The organism is Nostoc sp. 'Peltigera membranacea cyanobiont' 210A (assembly GCF_002246015.1).
Lineage (GTDB): Bacteria > Cyanobacteriota > Cyanobacteriia > Cyanobacteriales > Nostocaceae > Nostoc.
Map to the genome: position 1 here is coordinate 901,525 of NZ_NOLJ01000001.1, position 18,756 is coordinate 920,280.

At 38.8% G+C, this 18,756-nt stretch carries 6 protein-coding genes; all 6 read right to left on the minus strand.

What is annotated here, in order from left to right:
* Positions 1-11: 11 nt before the first annotated feature.
* The 6 genes from CDG76_RS03780 to CDG76_RS03805 all read right to left on the minus strand — a co-directional run bounded on the left by CDG76_RS03780 (position 12) and on the right by CDG76_RS03805 (position 18,598).
* On the minus strand, positions 12-3,215 hold the full coding sequence (locus CDG76_RS03780; protein ID WP_094347701.1) for a non-ribosomal peptide synthetase: 3,204 nt from the start codon (positions 3,213-3,215) through the stop codon (positions 12-14).
* Positions 3,216-3,328: 113 nt separating this feature from the next.
* Positions 3,329-4,102 carry a class I SAM-dependent DNA methyltransferase gene (locus tag CDG76_RS03785; protein ID WP_190240748.1) on the minus strand — a complete coding sequence of 258 codons (774 nt, stop codon included), beginning with the start codon at positions 4,100-4,102 and terminating at the stop codon, positions 3,329-3,331.
* 187 nt (positions 4,103-4,289) lie between these two features.
* The gene (locus CDG76_RS03790) at positions 4,290-13,013 is read right to left on the minus strand and encodes a non-ribosomal peptide synthetase (RefSeq protein ID WP_094347703.1); all 8,724 of its coding nucleotides are present in this window, start codon (positions 13,011-13,013) and stop codon (positions 4,290-4,292) included.
* A 22-nt stretch (positions 13,014-13,035) separates the two neighbouring features.
* Positions 13,036-14,085, minus strand: coding sequence for a TauD/TfdA family dioxygenase (locus tag CDG76_RS03795; protein WP_094347704.1), 1,050 nt, complete (start codon positions 14,083-14,085; stop codon positions 13,036-13,038).
* Positions 14,086-14,094: 9 nt separating this feature from the next.
* Positions 14,095-15,009: a hypothetical protein gene (locus CDG76_RS03800; protein WP_094347705.1), complete on the minus strand. Its 915-nt coding sequence runs from the start codon at positions 15,007-15,009 to the stop codon at positions 14,095-14,097.
* 130 nt (positions 15,010-15,139) lie between these two features.
* A complete protein-coding gene (locus CDG76_RS03805) occupies positions 15,140-18,598 on the minus strand; it encodes a condensation domain-containing protein (RefSeq protein ID WP_094347946.1) in 3,459 nt (1,152 codons plus the stop codon).
* Positions 18,599-18,756 lie beyond the last annotated feature (158 nt).

The following is an 18,756-nucleotide window of genomic DNA, read 5'->3' on the forward strand; positions in this document are numbered from 1 at the left end:
TTTAGTCAATGTTACCTGGAGTGCGCTCTAGATTGCCTGGAAGCGGCACGACTCTGGGCACGTTGAGTGCTTTCCTCAAACGAAGGTATTTCGGTCTGCTTTTGCGTTAAATATTTAGCTAAAGAATTGATGGTTGGATGTTCAAATAAATTAATTACAGATATATTAGTAGGGAAAATTTCTCGTAGTTTGGCGTGAATTTGAACAAGCAGTAATGAATGACCACCAATATCAAAGAAATTATCATGAATGCCTACTTTCTCAACATGAAGCATCTGTTGCCAGATATTAGCGATCGCTTGCTCTACCTCATTTTGTGGTGGCTCATAAGTTGCTGCCAATTCTAGGCGATCGCCATTTGATTCTGAGAGCGCACTATGGTTAACTTTACCATTGGGTGTTAGTGGCAGAGCCTTTAACATGATGAAAGTTGAGGGCATCATGTATTCCGGTAGTTGCTGTCTCAAGAATCTTTGTAGTTCGCTAACATTAAGTATTTGTTGTTGCTTAGAAACAATGTAAGCTACTAAAGATTTGTTGCCATTATCTTCCCGAACAGAAACTACAGCCTGTTGCACTTGCAGATGTTGACACAGTATGGTTTCAATTTCTCCAAGTTCAATGCGGAAGCCCCTAATTTTTACCTGGCGATCGACTCGCCCAATGAATTCAATATTACCGTCAGGTAAGTAACGAGCCATATCACCACTTTTGTATAAACGCGAACCCGTTGCAAAAGGATTAGGAATAAACTTTTCTGCCGTTATATCAGACTGATTGAGATAACCTCTGGCTAAACCCGCACCACCAATGTACAGTTCACCTGCTACACCAATGGGTACTGGTTGCAGCAGCTCATCCAGTAAATAAATCTGCGTATTGGCAAGTGGACGACCAAGGGGTACTGTCTGCGTACTAATTTGCTGATTTTCAACTGCAAAGGTAGTAACCCCCACGGTGGCTTCTGTAGGGCCGTAGTGATTGAAGATTAAGCTGGATGGTGCTTGCTGCCGAATCTGTTCAATAAGTTGCCAGCTTGCAGCCTCGCCACCCAGAATTAGCTGCTGGCGCGGCAAGATGGAATCGGATGGTGCAGAGGCGAGAAGGGTCGCAAGGTGGGAGGGAACAATTTTGAGACAGTCGATCGGATGGGTGCGGCAGTATTTTGCCAAGGCTGCTGAGTCTGTAGCACACTCGATGGATAATATATGCAGACATCCGCCAGTGCAAAGAGCAGCAAAGATTCCAGTGTTACCTAAGTCGGCAGCTAAGGTGGAAACTGTGGCGAAGTTAGTTGTGGTTGATAAGTCTAACCTCTGTGTAATTCCGTGGAGGTAATTCAGTAGTTGTCGGTGTTCGATCGCAACTCCCTTCGGTTTACCAGTAGAGCCAGAGGTGAACAAGACATAAACTAAATTCTGGGCTGTTACTTCACTGGCGGGATTATCATCTTTGCGATCGGCAATGATATCCCAATCTGTATCTAAGCAAACTATCTCAGCTACATCTGTTGGCAGGCTATCGACTAATCGTTGTTGTGTCAATATCACTGGTATTTCGATATCCTGCAATCGGCTAGCAAAACCTTCCTTGGGTAAGGTTGGATCTAGTGGTAGATAAGCTCCACCAGCTTTCAGAATGCCCAAAAGTCCAATAATCATCAAGAGCGATCGCTCTGTGCAAAGTCCTACTAAAACTTCCGGCTTGACTCCTCGCTGCTGCAAATAGTTAGCAAGTTGATTGGCTTTGCGGTTCAACTGTGCATAAGTTAGTTGTTGATCTTCAAAGACAATGGCAATTTTATCAGGTGTTTTTTGTACTTGTGCTTCAAATAATTGGTGAATACACTTATCTTGGAGATTGTCAAGATGTGTTTGATTAAATTCTACTAGTAATTGTTGGCGATCGCTAAAGCTGAGAATTTCTAATTGGCTGATTTTCTCTTCAGGATTAGCAGCTACACTTGTTAATAAAGTTTGAAATTCTTTGGCTAGACGTTCAATAGTATCGGCTGAAAAATAATTGATATCGTAGTAGAATTCTGTCGTTAAAGAATGCTCGCTTTGAGTACAAGTAAGTTTTATTTTAAATTGTTCAATACAACTGTAATATTGCTCAAGAGAAAATGATACGTCGCCAGCAACGAGTTTTTCTGGTAGTTGCTCAAACTCGAAACCGATGGGAAAAGCTAGGTGTTCATGATTTTCTATGGGTTCTGGCACAAAATAATCTTGCCATTCTGCACCCGCTTCTATAGTTTGATTAGCTAGTTCTAAAACTTCTCTAAAGCGTAAATCTGGTGTCAAATGGCTGTGAATTGGCAACCAAGTAGCAACAAGTCCTAATAAATTATATAGTTCTTCATAGTCTCTGCGATCGCTAGCCATACCAATAACGATATCTGGCTGTCTTGTAAGTCGCCAAATCAGCGTTTGCCAGCAAGCTAGTAAGACAACATCTGTGGAAGTATTATACTTTTGAGCTAAGTTGGCAATCTTAGCTGTCACATCAAAAGTAATATCTAATCGACAGCAGTTTATCTCAAATTTTGATGGCTGTAATGGCTGCTTCTCAAAAGGTAACTTCAACGAAGCGAGTGTAGAAAGCTTTTGCTCATGCCAGTATTTTTTAGCTGTTTCTGCATCTTCATCTGTGAGTAATTGATTCTGCCATTCTGAGAATTGCAGATATTGGACAACTTCTTCTGATAGTCTCTCACCTTGTAAGCAAGCAGAATATGAATTGCTGATTTCAGTTGCCAGATTTTTGAGTGTCCGGGTATCGGCACAAACTGAAGGTAAACTGATGATTAAACTGTACTTATGCACATCAAGTTTCAGTAGAGATATATGTAAAAGTGGCCCTTGCTCAAACTCGAACCTAAAACTACGTCCTTCCTGACAAAAATATGCAATTTTGCTTGAAAGTTCTTTCGGTTCCCAGTGAGTTAAATCAATCTCACGCCACGACAAAATACTGCTATTTCCTAAAACCATTATAGGAATTTTCATTCCAGGTAAGCAATGAAAAGTTGTACCCAAAATTCCGTGTCGAATAGCAACTTGTTCTAAAGCAGTTTTTAATATCTCTGGTTTAAGATTGCCTTCTAGAAGAAAAGCACATTGAGCTAAATAAGCTGAACTAGACTGCTGTAATAACCAAAGACGCTTTTGTTGAGTGGAAAGCTGAAACCCCTGAGTTATTTGATTTGACATACATTTCTTATTACTCTTGAGCAAGAACACACAATTTCACTAACCCACGCTGATTAATGCCAATTCTCTAAAATACAAAAATATCGATTAAATCTGAATCTCTTAATTACGAATTACGAACTAGTACAATTTAGTGCTTTTCGGCAAATGAAACAGGCACTTTCAAACCCTTTATCTACTCCCAAATCCTGTTTTAATTCAAACATACTAATTTCTGTAAATCCTACTTGTTCTAATACCGATTTAACATCTGGTACTGAATAAGGTTTTAAGAAAAAACTCCTGTCTGAACGTTGCCATAGCCCATTTACTAATTCAAATATGGTAGTTTCCTTTCGACCAATTTTATTTTCTGTGTCATAACTCCAAATATCTACCCAGACATTATCATCTTTAACACCGCCACCCGACTCATTATTTTGCCACTCTAACTCACATAATTCTTCAATATATAATTCAAAGGCAAAAATCCCGTTTTCTAATAAGGCATTATACACATTTTGTAATGCATTTTTTAGTTCATCAATGCTGAGGATATAGTTGAGAACAACATCTGTTGAAATAGCTGCGTGAAAAGTTGGTGTTAATTTAAAAAAGCGGGCATCATCTAGAATAAATTTAGCATCTGGTGCATTTTCACGAGCAACATTCAGCATTCTTTCAGAACTATCAAGTCCAGTTACTTGATAACCTCTTTTTAGAAGCCGTTGGGCAACTTGTCCTGTGCCGCAACCAAGATCAAAAATCTGCGCTCCTTCGGGAATATTTTGGAGGATTAACTTGTCTATAAACTCCAACACAATATCGTGCCGTTCTAGTTGACTTTTCAAGTCATAAATAGAAGCGATCGCATCATGATTATTATTGCGTTGTTTTGAAGAGATCAACTGTTTATCCTCCTGTTGCATAGTTGAACTTAAGACATTGCTAAATTATATTCTTGAATTCAAAAATTAAATTTTTAATTTCGAGGCTCTATCATTAAAAATGACGATCCCGCTTTGCTAAAAGAGTGCCAAAACTCCAATTTGTCGCTACGTCTCTGTGTTAAAAATTTCAGGTTTACCCTATTCATCAACTCAGCGTTTCCTTAATCATTTCTCCCATTGCCACCACAATTTTACGAGAACCTACATAAGGATTTCGCCCGTGGGCAGTCAGCATATTATCTAGCATTAAAATATCACCTCGTTCCCAAGAAAAACTAGTTTGACACTGCTGATAAACTTCATTTATTTCAGCAATAACTGAGTCTTCTATAGAAGTACCATCCCCGTAATAGACATTACGCGGTAGCTGTTGCTCTCCAAATGTAGATAATAGAGATTCTCGAACTTCTGCATCCAAATAGGCTATATGGTGTAACTGAATTTGATTGAAAAATACAGGTTCACTTGTTTTTGGATGTACCGCCAAAGCTGGACGAACTTGGCGAGTAATTAAACTGTTATTATCATACCATTCAACATCAATTTTGGCTTGACGGCAATAATTTTCTACAACCAATTTATTATTGGTACGAAAGAAATTTTGCCAGCTAACATCCAGACTATTGGTATAGTGACGGACATACATTAATTGTTTTTGTTCTAATCTTTCTCGGAGTTTGGGATTGATTAGTCTGTAAGCTTTGCGACAGTCTATAATCGGCGTTTCTCCACCTTGTCGTGCTGGTTGCACGCAGAAAAACCAAATCTTCAGAGGCCACTGATGTAAATGAGAACTTTCATTATGAAAAAGGATTGCTTTGTCAGGTGGATAAGGAGTAGAGCCATAAACTTTACCACCTTCACCAGTGCGGGGTAAGTCGCCATACTCAGCAAATAAATTGGGACAAATTGTTTGAGCGAAGTTTTCAAACTCTGAAACTGATTTTATATTAAAACCTCTAAATAAAATCGCTCCATGTTTTAATAATTCTGTCTCTAGATATTCTCGATTATTCTCTACCCAAGATAGTAAGTCAACTTCTGTAGTATTTGGTTGAATTACAAGAGGAAAATTTTGTCCTGCTTGTAGATAGTCTGTTTTAATTAATTGCTCTGCTATGAGACTAACAGCTTTCGGAGCAATGCTCATAAATTTTTGTCTTTTAGCAGCTTTACGCTCCTGTTGTTGCATAGTTTGTTGTGCCTTCTCTGCTTCTGTAAGCATTTCTAATGTATTGATGTAGCTTTCAGGTTGGCTGATAATACTATTGATTAATGTTTTCCAATATTTTGTAAATATTGTGATAGTATCTGCGGCAAATAGATCAGCGTTATATTGCCATTTACCTTCTATACCTTGTTCGGTTTCTGTGAGAAATAAGGCTAAATCGAATCTAGAATTCTTGGTTTCTAATTCTAGTAATTTTAAGTTTAGTCCTGGTAATTCTAAGGCTGATGTCGGTGTATTTTGCAGGACAAACAATACCTGAAATAATGGAACTGTATTGCTTAAATGGCGCTCAGGTTGTAATTCTCTAACTAATTCGTCAAAGGGTAAATCTTGATGAGCATAAGCTGATAGTGTCTGAGTGCGAACACGTTGCAACAACTCTAAGAAAGTGGGATTAGCACTTAAATCAGTGCGTAGGATTAATAAGTTAATGAAAAAGCCTATTAATGGTTCAATTTCTGCTTGGTTGCGGTTGGCAACATCAGTGCCAACAACAATATCATCTTGCTTAGTGTAGCGTTGCAGTAAGATTTTAAAACTCGCCAGCAGTGTCATAAATAAGGTTACACCTTCTTGCTGGGCAAGCTGTCGCACTTCTTGCACGACTGACGCAGGTATCACAAAACTATGACTAGCACCCCGGTTAGTCTTCACTTCTGCACGAGGACGGGTTGTGGGTAGTTGCAATATAGGTAGGTTTGCTAATTGCTGCTTCCAGTAGGTGAGTAAAGCTTCTCGTTTTTCACCTTGCAAATGTTGACGTTGCCAAACTGCAAAGTCTGCATACTGGACGGGTAATTTTGCTAAAGGAGAGGCTTCTCCCGCAGAAAAAGCGGTATAAAGTGCTGCTAACTCCCGAATTAATAAACCCGTTGACCAGCCATCAAAAACGATATGGTGGATAGTGAACAGTAAAATGTGTTCTTGTTCGTCTAGTTGTAAAAGTGTGCATCTGAGCAACGGTGCTTGAGTAAAATCAAAGGGACATTGAAATTCCTCAACACTCAAACGCTGAATTTCCACTTCTCGTTCAGCGTCCGACAATTCCTGTAAGTTTACCACAGGTATTTTTAGCTGCACATTGGGGACAATTACCTGTAATGGTTCCCCATCTACCAAAGTAAAGGTAGTGCGTAAAATTTCGTGGCGACAGATAATTTCGTTAATGCTTTCCTCTAACGCCTCTACATTCAACTCACCGACGAGATGAACTGCTGCGGGCATATTGTAAATACCGCTATCAGGGTTAATTTGTTCTAATAACCATAATCTAGCTTGGGCAAAGGATAGAGGTAAATTGCGATTGCGAGGAACAGGTGTAATAGCAGAAACACCCTGATGACTAGCTTCTTGAATATTTTTAGCTAGTTCTGCAATGGTAGGAAATTCAAATAAAGACTGAAGCAGTATATTCACTCCCAGAGTTTTAGCAATGCGAGAAATAATTTGAGTTGCTAATAAAGAATGTCCGCCTAGTTCAAAGAAATTCTCGTGAATTCCTACTTGATTCACACCCAAAACTTGAGTCCAAATTCCGGCTAATACTTCTTCTACTGGATGACGGGTAGCAACAAAATTACTTGTCTCTAAATGAGTATTTTCTGGCGTAGGTAAAGCACGACAGTTAACTTTTCCATTGGGTGTTAATGGTATTTCTGCCAAGAACATAAAAGCATTCGGTATCATGTACTCAGGCAGTTTTTGCCGTAAATACTGCCGTAGTTCATCAGTATCAGCGTTTTCAGCAACTAAATAAGCAACTAAACGCTGGTTTCCCGATCCATCTTCTCGAACCATGACTACACATTGATGTACTGCGGGGTGTTGTTCTAACACCGCTTCAATTTCCCCTAACTCAATGCGGAAACCTCGGAGTTTTACTTGAGAATCAATACGTCCTAAGTATTCAATTTCTCCATTGGGTAGATAACGGGCTAAATCACCAGTTTTGTAGAGTAATGTTTTGGAATTAAATCGATTAGTAATAAACTTTTCTTTAGTTAATTCTGGCTGATTAAAGTAACCCCGTGCTAATCCTACACCACCAATATATATTTCTCCCGAAATTCCAACGGGTAGAGGTTGCAAATATTTGTCTAAAATATATATTTGGGTATTAGCTAGAGGATGACCAATAGAAATTGGTTTTTCACTATCACTTATTTGATAAATTGTAGACCAAATAGTTGTTTCTGTGGGCCCGTATAAATTCCAAATCTGAGAACATCTTTGGCATAATTGGCGAGCTAAACTTTGGGGTAAGGCTTCGCCACCACAGAGAATTTTGAGTTGAGAATTTCCTTCCCAGCCTGCATCTAATAACATTCGCCAAGTTGCAGGGGTAGCTTGCATAACAGTTGCAGCAGAATTATTCAGTTGTTGTAATAACTGTGCGCCGTCGGTTGCAATTTCTCGACTAGCAAGAATTACTTTGGCTCCCACTGTTAGGGGAAGGAAGATTTCTAAAACTGCAATATCAAAAGATAGGGTAGTGACTGAAAGCAAACTATCTTGATGGCTTAAGTGTAATTCCTGCTGCATAGCAGTAAGGAAATTTACTACATTTTCATGAGTAATTTGTACACCTTTGGGTTTGCCAGTGGAGCCGGAGGTATAGATTGTATACATCAAATTATCCGGCTCGATATTGCTGTTAGAAGTGATTATTTCTTGGATAGCAATGCTTTCCCAGTTGCTATCTAAACAGATAACTTGGGCGTGATGGGGTGGAAGATTTGGTAATAAATGTTGCTGGGTTAATAAGACTGAGGTTTGGGAGTCTTGGAGCATATACGCCAAACGCTCTTGAGGAAATGTTGGATCTAGAGGTATGTATGCACCACCTGCTTTGAGAATGGCGAGGAGGGCGACGATCATGGGTAAAGAGCGATCGCAACAAATCCCCACTAATACTTCTCTACCTACACCTAAGCTGCTTAAATAGTGTGCTAGCTGATTTGCTTTTTCGTCTAGTTCTTTGTAAGTTAACTGCTGTGAGCCAGCTATCACAGCGATCGCATCTGGTGTCTTAGCTACCTGGGCGCTAAACAACTCATGCACGCAGACATGAGGATAATCAGCTTCTGTATAATTCCATTCCCTTAAAATTTGCTGCTGTTCTGCTGGCGTAAGTATAGACAACTCTGATATAGACTTATCTGGATGCTTAACGATATCTGTTAACAAAGTTGTTAAATGCCTCAGCATAGATTTAATGTTATCGGCATCAAATAAATCACTGTTATACTCTAATTCTCCAACTAAACCCTCAACATTATCAGTAAAAGACAAACTCAAATCAAACCTAGCCGTATCATTTTCTATCGGCAAATATTCCAAATTCAAACCTGATAGCTTCAACCCATCTCCAGGCATATTTTGCAGCGCGAACATTACCTGAAATACTGGTGTATGACTGAGACTACGCTGGAGTTGTAATTCTTCTACTAATAATTCAAATGGCAAATCTTGATGAGTGTATGCTCCTAGAGTGATTTCTCTTACTTGTTTAAGCAAGTTGATGAAACTAGAATTTTCCTCTAGTTTAGTTCGCAAGACTACAGTATTTACAAAGAAGCCAATTAACCCTTCAATTTCGCTACGATTACGGTTAGCAATAGGCGAACCGACTAAAATATCTGCCTGTCCAGAGTAACGATAAAGCAGAGTTTTAAACGCTGCTAATAAAGTCATAAATAACGTTATACCTTGCTTTTGACTCAAAGCTTTTAGCTCATTTGTCAAAGCTGGAGACAGCACAAATGTCTGCTTTTTACCAGCAAAGGTTTGCTGCTTGGGGCGCGGTTTAGCAATAAGAAGTTCTAATACTGGTAAATCACCACTTAATTGTTGTTTCCAATATTCCATCTGAGATGCCAAAACTTCTTTCTGTAACCATGTTCTTTGCCAAACGGCAAAATCTACATATTGAATAGGTAAACTGGCTAATTCACAAGATTTACCTGTGCAGAAAGACTCATAAAAGGTAGCTAATTCTTTAATAATTATTCCTGCTGACCAACCATCAGCAACTATGTGGTGTATTGTGAACAGTAAAATATATTCCTGTTCGGCTAACTGCAATAGGACAACATTTAATAATGGTGCGCTAGTTAAATTAAAAGAACGTTGCGCTTGAATTATAGCCCTGCGTTTGGTTTCTATTTCCCGGTGTTCTGGTGTTAAATTCTGTAAATTTACTACAGGTAATGTAATACTAACTTCCGAGTTAATTATCTGCCGTGGTTCTCCATTTTCACTTACAAAAGTAGTACGTAAAGCTTCATGGCGACGGATAATTTCGTTGAAACTTTGTTCTAATCCTGTAATGTTAAGTTGTCCTTTTAGTTGTACTGCCCTCGATAGATTGTAAGCAGAACTTCCGGGTTGTAATTGGTCTAAAAACCACAGTCTTTGTTGAGCAAAGGATAATGGTAAATTATCTTCTCGTGTGACTTTCTCTATAGGTAAAACAGCTAGTTGTTGTCCCTCTCTCAGTGCGGCTTCAACACATTGCGCCAGTTCAGTTACTGTTGGCGACTCAAACAAACTGCGTAAGGGTAATTCAACCTGAAAAGCTTCTCGTATCTGGGACATAACTTGTGTCGCTAACAGGGAATGTCCACCTAATTCAAAAAAGTTTTCTTCAATTCCTACTTGTTTAACATTGAGAATTTTTGCCCATATCCCCGCTAAGACTTCTTCTACAGGGGTACGTGGTGCGGTAATAGCACTTTTTATTTGTTGTGATAATTCTTCTGGTGCAGGTAATGCTTGGCGATTCACCTTACCATTAGGAGTCAGAGGTAAAGCCTCTAAAATGGCAAAGTTAGAGGGCAACATATAATTAGGCAAGTTATCCTGTAAAAACTTATTAAGCGCATTCAAATCTATAGCTTCTGAGTTAGCAGGAACTAAATAAGCTATTAATCGCTTATCCCCAGTTTCACTTTCCCGCGTCACTACCACAGCTTCCCGCACTTGGGGATATTCAGTTAATATTGCGTCTATTTCTGCTAATTCAATCCTAAAACCACGAATTTTAACTTGATAATCACTACGTCCAATAAATTCGATTGTGCCATCTGGTAAGTAACGTCCTAAATCCCCTGTTTTATAAAGTCTTGCTCCTGATTGATGGCTAAAATAATTAGGAATGAATCTCTCGGCAGTTAGTTCAGGATGCTGCATATAGCATCTAGCTAAACCTGCACCACCAATATATATTTCACCTTTGATTCCAATAGGAGTCAACTGTAAGTTATTGTCCAGAATATAAACTTGTGTATTAGCAATTGATTTCCCAAGAGGAACTGTTTTAGTTGTTAAATTTACCTCTGTAATTAAATGAGTGAGTACACCAACAGTGCTTTCTGTGGGGCCATAATGGTTAAATATCTGGCAATCGGGTACTAACTGGCGAACTTGCTCAATTAACTGCCAGTTAGCAGCTTCACCACCTAAAATTAGTCGTTGACGAGGCAGGATAGATTGGGGTGTAGGAGATAACAGAAGGGAACTAAGGTGAGAAGGAACAATTTTGAGGCAATCTATAGGGTGTTTGTGGCAATATTCTGTTAAGGCAACTGGATCGGTAGCACGATCATAGGAGATGATATGTAGACATCCTCCTGTGCAAAGTGCAGGGAAGAGAACAGTGTTACCTAAGTCTGCGGCTAGAGTGGAAACTAATGCAAAGTTGCAGGTGGAATTGGTAGGTAGTTTTAAACTATCAATGATGGCATAGACATAATTAAGAATTTGCTGATGTTCAATGGCAACTCCTTTGGGTTTACCTGTGGAACCAGAGGTAAATAATATATAAGCTAGATGATTATTGTTTACCTGGCAGTTAGGATTAATATCAGTTTCATTAGAAATCGTTCGCCATTGTGCATCCAAATTAATGACTTGCATCTGTTCTGTATTAGCTACTTCTGATAATCTATTTGCTACGCAAGTATTAGTAATCAAAAAGGAGGCTTGGATATCTTTTAAACGTGATGCTAAACTCTTGGGTGGAATCCCTGGATCTAAGGGTATGTATGCTCCACCAGCCTTGAGAATGCCTAAAATACTTACAATCATATCAGTAGAACGTTCTAGGCAAATTCCCACTAATATCTCTGCTCCTACTCCTTGTTTTTGCAAGTAGTGAGCTAATTGATTGCCCTTTTGATTGAGTTGTTGATATGTGAGTTTTTCATCTTCAAAAACTACAGCAATCTGATTAGGAGTTTTTTGTACTTGTGCTTCAAATATTTGGTTAATTAACAGATTTTTGGGATATTTCTTTTGGATATTGTTGTAGAGTAGCTGTGTTCTTTCAGGATCGCCGAGGATTTCTAATTGGTAAATTTGTTTTTCTGGGCGAGCGATCGCACTAGCTAATATATTGTTAAATTGTCTAGTTAAAATTTCAATATAGTCTGAATTAAATAAGTTTGAATCATAGTGAAAGTCTGTGATTAATTTGTTGTTTTTACGAATACATCTCAATTTAATATTAAATTGTTCAACACAAGAGTATTGCTGATAAATCGAAAAGACAGTATTAGCATTTACATACTTAGCTGATTGTTCTAAAAACTCAAAGCATAAAGGTGAAAAATGTGAATTATTTGGCGCTAAATCTGCTATATTCTTCCAGGTAAAATAAGGATGATATTTGAAGCTATCAGCCAGATTATTTTTAGATAAAATTTCGATAAATGTACTTTCTTTGTCTAGCTCGATATTAATAGGTAAATATTTAGCAAATAAACCTATAGCATCTTCCAATTCTTGGTAGTTCCGTCCATCACAACCAATTCCAATAATGACATTTGATTGCTGGGTAATCCGCCAGATTAAAATCTGCCAACAAGTTAATAAAACGTTATAGATAGAAGTATTATATTGCTGAACTAGTATTTCTAACTGTGCCACCAATTCAGGAGTAATAGTGATAGATTGTATTTGCGGCTGAAATGTTGATTTTAAAGTAGTTTGTTGTTCCCAAGGTAACTTTAAGGTTGTCAACGCAGCAATATTTTGTTTACGCCAATAATCTCTCCCCGCTTCTGTATCTTCTCCCTCCAACAATTCATTTTGCCATTCAGCTAAATCTGCATATTGTAGCGGTTCATTATCTAACTCTTTTCCCTGAAAACAAGCTGCATAAGATTGGCTGATTTCTCGCACCAAAATATTTAGTGATGTTGCGTCTGCACAAAGGGCAGGTAAGCAGATCATTAGAATATACTTTTCTGAAGATAAAGTAACTAAAGATAAGCGCAACAGAGAACCATATTGTAGATCAAATACTTCTTGGTTAAATTGCTCAAATAAGCTTGATAATAATTCTTCTTGTTGTTGATGGCTGCAACTACTGAAGTCGTAGTTTTCACCCCAAGTAATATTTTTATTTGTAATTACTTGCAATGGGATAGACATCCCTGGCAAACAATGAAAGTTAGTCCGAAGTATTTCATGACGATTGACAACCTGTTCTAAGGCTTGCTTCAAGATGTTGATATCTATAACGCCTTCAATTAAAACAGCACATTGAGAATGATAGGGAAGACTATTAGTTTCTTGCAATTGCCACAAATGTCTTTGCTGAGGTGAGAGGCGAAAACCTTGCATTTCTTCTAACATTAGTAATTCTCCGTACTTGGCACTAAATCTCTTGACTGCTGAATACTTCTGACATCCCAACTACCACTTTTCTTTCCCCTATAAATGGCTGTCTTCCGTGTGCTGTCAGCATATTGTCCAGCATTAAAATATCTCCAGCCTGCCAGGGAAAAAGCACAGTTTCTTGTTGATAGATGGTACGAATTGCATCTAAAACTTCAGGTTCAATTGGTGAACCATTACCGTAATAGGTATTATGTGGCAAATCTTCTTCTGAGAATTCTGCTAACAATGCAGTGCGAATCTTTGCTTCTAAAGTTGTGACATGAAAGAAAGCGGCATGATTAAACCAAACAGTTTCACCCGTTTTAGGATGTGTAGCGATCGCTTGTCTATGAGTACGGGTTCGTAAGCGATTTCCTGGCTTCCACTCGAATTCAATATGATTACTACGGCAAAATTCTTCTACTTCGCCTGGGCTTGTGGTTTGAAATACTGTTTGCCAAGGTAAGCCAAAACCATCACCGAAGTTACGCACGTACATCACGCCTCTTTCGATGAAGCGATCGCGAATTTTTGGGTTAATCTGTTGTAATAATCTCCGCGTATCAGCGATAGGAGTTTCCCCGCCTTGCTGTGCTGGTGTGACGCAGTGAAAGAAAATTTTTAAAGGCCAGCTAGCGGCGTAGGAATTCTCGCTATGGAGAAAGATACTTTGGTCAGCAGGATAGTCAGTAGATGTGTAGATTTTACCTTGAATTGCACTACGAGGTGAAGAACGATCAACATATTCCAACAGTTCCCCAGAAACTGTCTGAATAAATTTCTCAAACTCAACCAAGTCTAAAAAATGAAAGTTGCGGAATAGGATACCTCCATGTTTGAGCAAATAACTTTCTATCAACTCTCGATTACTTGCTGTCCAAGAGATTAAATTTATCCCCTCTCCGGCAGGTTGAATCAGTAGAGGTAAAAAACTGTCTGATACTAAAGCTGTTGCTTTAATTAATTCTGCTTGAGAAAGATTGACAGCTTTTCGTTTAACAGACTGTAACTGGTTGAGGGTGAGTTTTGGTGACTGGGGAACTGCCATATATGAAAATTAATTGGATTTTTGCAAAAATTCAAGTGCCTGATATTCAGGCTTGACAATATTGTTTTTAGGAAATTCTAGCCCTAGCTCATCCAAGGTTGTAACACCGAATAATTCTAGAATTTCTGGAGATAAAGTATTGTTGTCAATGAAATTGCTACCTTCATTATTTTGCCCTTTATACACAATCACTAGATTATGGTAAAAATGCATAGAGACGATATTCTTATCAAGGTAGCTAGGAGTATAACCTGGATGTAAAAATTCTTCATGGTTGAGTCCATCCACCATTTTTTTAAACATATTCATTACAGTTTTTGGATCGTTTAAGTCTAGGCTACCCCCAACATTAATACAGTTTTGCAAAAAAACACTATCTTGAGCAAACTCTTTCCATCTTTCACCAGTCAGGCTAGGCCAATAAGAGTGGTGAATATTTTCTGCTGCATAAATACCACCATCTTTTAGTGCCGGAAAGAAAGTATGAAAGGCTTTTATATGGTGTTCATTGGCAGCACTACCATCTTCAATAACGATATCTAATTCACCAATTTCATCTAAAACAGTCTTAATGAAAGCTTCGTCGTTTTGATCCCCATGAAATATTTTAATTCTGTCTTCTTCTAAATATTTCTTATCTACAATATCAAGACCATAAACCGTACTATTAGGAAAATACTTTTTCCAAGTTTTTAAAGCTTCTCCACCAAAGGTGTGGTCTTCATAACCGCCGATACCAATCGCTAAAATCTTAATTTTTTTATTCTTTAATGGCGCAAAATGGCTTTGATAACGATGAGCAAACCGCAGTTTAGGCCATCTATCATGGGCATAAAGAGTTGAGACTTTTGTTAAATCATTAGGATTTAGAAACACCATTAATTGTTTCTGTAAATTTTGCCAGACTTCATTTAACAAAACCATTGCCGTGTCTCCTATGAAAATAATATTTTTAAGACTCACGCAGAGGTGCAAAATAAATAAGGAACTACAGATGAATGTAAATGCCTATTTTATTTAAATGAAAAGCACTATAGCAGTTTAAGCCAGAGGTCTAATGATTATGGATAGACTTACGCTTGGTTAGCTTTAACTTTTGTAGAGAAGTAGATTCTAGTTGTTTAGCTTGGATTAACTGTTGTTTTCTAGCATTTGTATTAAGTATCTTACCTAACTCGCTGACTTGTATGTTAGGGTTATCAACAACAAGCTTAAGAAGGATTTCAAAATGTTTGTTCATGCTAGCAATCGTCACAGCATTAAACAAATCTATTTTATACTCAATTGAACCTTGAAAACCTTCCGAACTTTCCCAAATACTAAATTTCAAATCAAATTTAGAAGTACCAACATCTACTTCTTGAGGATGCATATTCAAATCGTTAATTTCGATAGCTGGTATCGGTGCATTTTGCAAAATAAACATTACCTGAAACAAAGGGTTATAACTCAGGTTACGTTCTGGTTGTAACTCCTCTACCAGTTTCTCAAAAGGTAAGTCTTGATGGGCGTAAGCATCTAATGCACAAGCACGTAAACGTTGTAGAACTTCTCGAAAACTGGGATTTCCACTAAAATCCGTGCGAAAAACTAAGGTATTGATAAAGAAGCCAATTAAGTTTTCCGTTTCTCGCCAGTTCCGGCCTAATACGGGTGAACCAACTAAAATATTTTCTTGTTTATTATAACAGTAAAGCAATGTTTTAAACACTGCTAAAAGTGTCATAAATAAAGTTACACCTTCTTGTTTATTTAAGTTTTTTACTGCTTCCTTTATTTCTCCTGTAATCGTGAAAAATTCTTTTTTACCTTTGAATGTTTGAATTCCTGGTCTAGGTCTATCGGTGGGAAGTTGAAGTAAAGGTGCGCTACCATTTAGCTGCTGTTTCCAATAATCTAATTGAGGTTGGAGAACATCTGTTTGTAACCATTGTCTTTGCCAATAAGCATAATCTGCATATTGGATGCTCAGTTCAGGTAAAGGTGAAGGTTTACCAAGAGAGAACGCAGCATAAATTGTTGCTACTTCTTGAATAAGCACACCAATTGACCAACCATCAGAGATAATGTGATGGGTGCTAATTAACAACAGATGCTCATCTTCTTTGAGATGTAGAAGTGTTGCTCTTAATAGCGGTAGTTGGGAAAGGTTAAATGGTTTTTGGCTTTCTTGCAAAATTAAACTTTGAATATCAGAGTCGAAATTTTGCAGAATTGATAATTTGAGTTCTAGATTCTCATGAATAACCTGAATAGGTCTTCCGTCTATAGGAGTAAAGGTTGTCCGTAAGCTTTCGTGACGCTTGATGATTTCATTCAGACTTTGTTCGAGGATCGCTGGATTGAGTTTACCAGTTAATCGAATAGCGATCGCAACATTATAAAAAGGATTTCCCGGCTCTAACTGGTCAAGAAACCATAAACGCTCTTGTGCTAAACACAGAGGTAATTCACCATCGCGGGGAACAGGTTGGAGTTTATGATTCATGGTAGTTGTCTCTGTAGCCAATACCAGTTTAATTACCTGAGCAATACTCGCTTCAAACAAATCTATAGCCGAAATAGATACCCCTACGTCTTGCTGAATCCGATTTTTCAAATCAAATGCCTGTAAGGAATCTATACCCAAATTGCTCAAGGGTTGTTGAATATTTACCTGCTCTAACGGTACTGATAAGACTTGAGCTACCAACTGTTGTAAGTAAGTTTCTAGATTTGTCGGTTGCTTTTTCGGCAAACTCACATCAGAACTATCCAGAATACTACTTTGGACAACATTGAGAGTCCCTGCTAAAAACTCCGTTTTGGTAGCCCGACGTTGGATTTTCCCACTAGAAGTTTTAGGAATACTACCAGGTTTAATTAACACCACTGCATAAACTTGCATCTCAAATTCTTGAGAAACCGCCTGACGAATAGCAGCAGTCACTTCTTCTAGATTCGGTTTAGCGCGGAATTCTAACTCCTGCACCACTACCAACTTCTCTTCGTTCTCTACCTCAACTGCAAATGCAGCACTACTACCCAAACGTAAAGCTGGGTGAGAGCGTTCTATGGTGAGTTCGATATCTTGTGGGTAAAGGTTGCGGCCGCGAATAATAATTAAATCCTTGGCTCTACCCGTAATAAAGACTTCTCCACTATCCAAAAAGCCTAAGTCACCGGTGCGGAGAAAAGGCCCTGATGCTTCGCTAACTCCTGTATCTTGCAAAAAGGCATGAAAAGTCTGTTCTGTCTCTGTTTGACGATTCCAATAGCCCTTCCCAACACTGGGGCCAGATACCCAGATTTCTCCTACTTCTCCATCTTGACAGCGAGTTAAAGTTTCTAGATTGGCAATTACAATCTGTTGTTGTGGCACACTACGACCACAACTGACTAATGCTATTGAATTATCGTCCTCAGCAATCGCATCAATTACATCGTTGCGTTCTAAAGCGCTCTTATTTACGCTTTTGCATCTAACTAACGCAGACTTGACGCTACCAGATACCATCAAAGTGGCCTCTGCCATGCCGTAACAAGGATAAAAAGCTTCTGGACGAAAACCGCACTCAGCAAAGGTAGCTGCAAAACGCTCTAAAGTTTCCTGGCGAATTGGTTCCGCGCCGTTAAAAGCTACACTCCAACTGCTTAAATCTAGGGTTGAGCGTTGTTCAGGAGTAATTTTTTCAATACAAAGTTCATAGGCAAAGTTGGGAGCGCCACTGGTGGTTCCTTTGTAACGGGAAATTGCTTGTAACCAACGGTAGGGACGCTGGAGAAAAGCTGCTGGCGGCATCATGATACAAGGAAAACCTGCATATAAAGGTTGTAGTACGCCGCCAATCAGTCCCATATCATGATAAACAGGCAGCCAAGTGACAAACTTACTACTGGCAGAATGCTCCATATACTGGCGCGTCACCACAGCATTGTGTAGTAGGTTGCCATGATTGAGCATCACACCTTTGGGTGTACCAGTAGAACCGGAAGTGTATTGCAAAAAGGCCAGAGTTTCTCTATCAATCAAAGGCTCTTGCCAAGCCTCTTCTATATCAGGTGCGAGGTTATCGGTAGTCAGCCAGCGAATACTATCTAGATCAAATTTATCGGCAAGTAAAGACTTCAATTGAGACAAGATGGCCGTTGTTGTCAGAATTACCGCCGTTTGTGCATCTTTTAAAATCGCCAAGATTCTGGGGGTGTTGCGCTGATTGCGTGGTGGATAAGCTGGGACTGCTACCACACCGGCATATAGACACCCAAAGAAGGCCGGTAAGTAATCTATGCCAGGTGGGTAAAGTAGTAACGCCCGCTCTCCAGCTAATTCTAAAATTTGAAGTTGAGATGCGATCGCTCTACTATATTGATCTAACTCTCCATAAGTTAGAGTCGCTCCTTGTGCTTCTCCATCGTGCAGAAAGGTAAAAGCCTCAGTGTTTCCTTGCTCTACCGACCTGTAACGCAGTAGCTCCACAATTGTAGAAAACTTACAGACCATTTCTTCTAAATCGTTGACACATTCAGTCATTGCACTTTCAAAATCCTGATGCACAAAGAATTCTGGGATATCAAGCCGTTGCAGCCTTTGCCAAAAGAATGACAAATTTTAACCGCGTTCTATTTGCGTACAGCTTATTTTCCGGTGTTGCTGAATCGAGGTATGAATCTGGATGTAGAGACGTGTCT

Excerpts from the sequence above, each read along its gene's own strand:
- CDG76_RS03800 (WP_094347705.1), bottom strand. The coding sequence starts at position 15,009 with ATGGTTTTGTTAAATGAAGTCTGGCAAAATTTACAGAAACAATTAATG.
- CDG76_RS03805 (WP_094347946.1), bottom strand. The coding sequence starts at position 18,598 with ATGACTGAATGTGTCAACGATTTAGAAGAAATGGTCTGTAAGTTTTCT.
- CDG76_RS03790 (WP_094347703.1), bottom strand. The coding sequence starts at position 13,013 with ATGTTAGAAGAAATGCAAGGTTTTCGCCTCTCACCTCAGCAAAGACAT.
- CDG76_RS03795 (WP_094347704.1), bottom strand. The coding sequence starts at position 14,085 with ATGGCAGTTCCCCAGTCACCAAAACTCACCCTCAACCAGTTACAGTCT.
- CDG76_RS03780 (WP_094347701.1), bottom strand. The coding sequence starts at position 3,215 with ATGTCAAATCAAATAACTCAGGGGTTTCAGCTTTCCACTCAACAAAAG.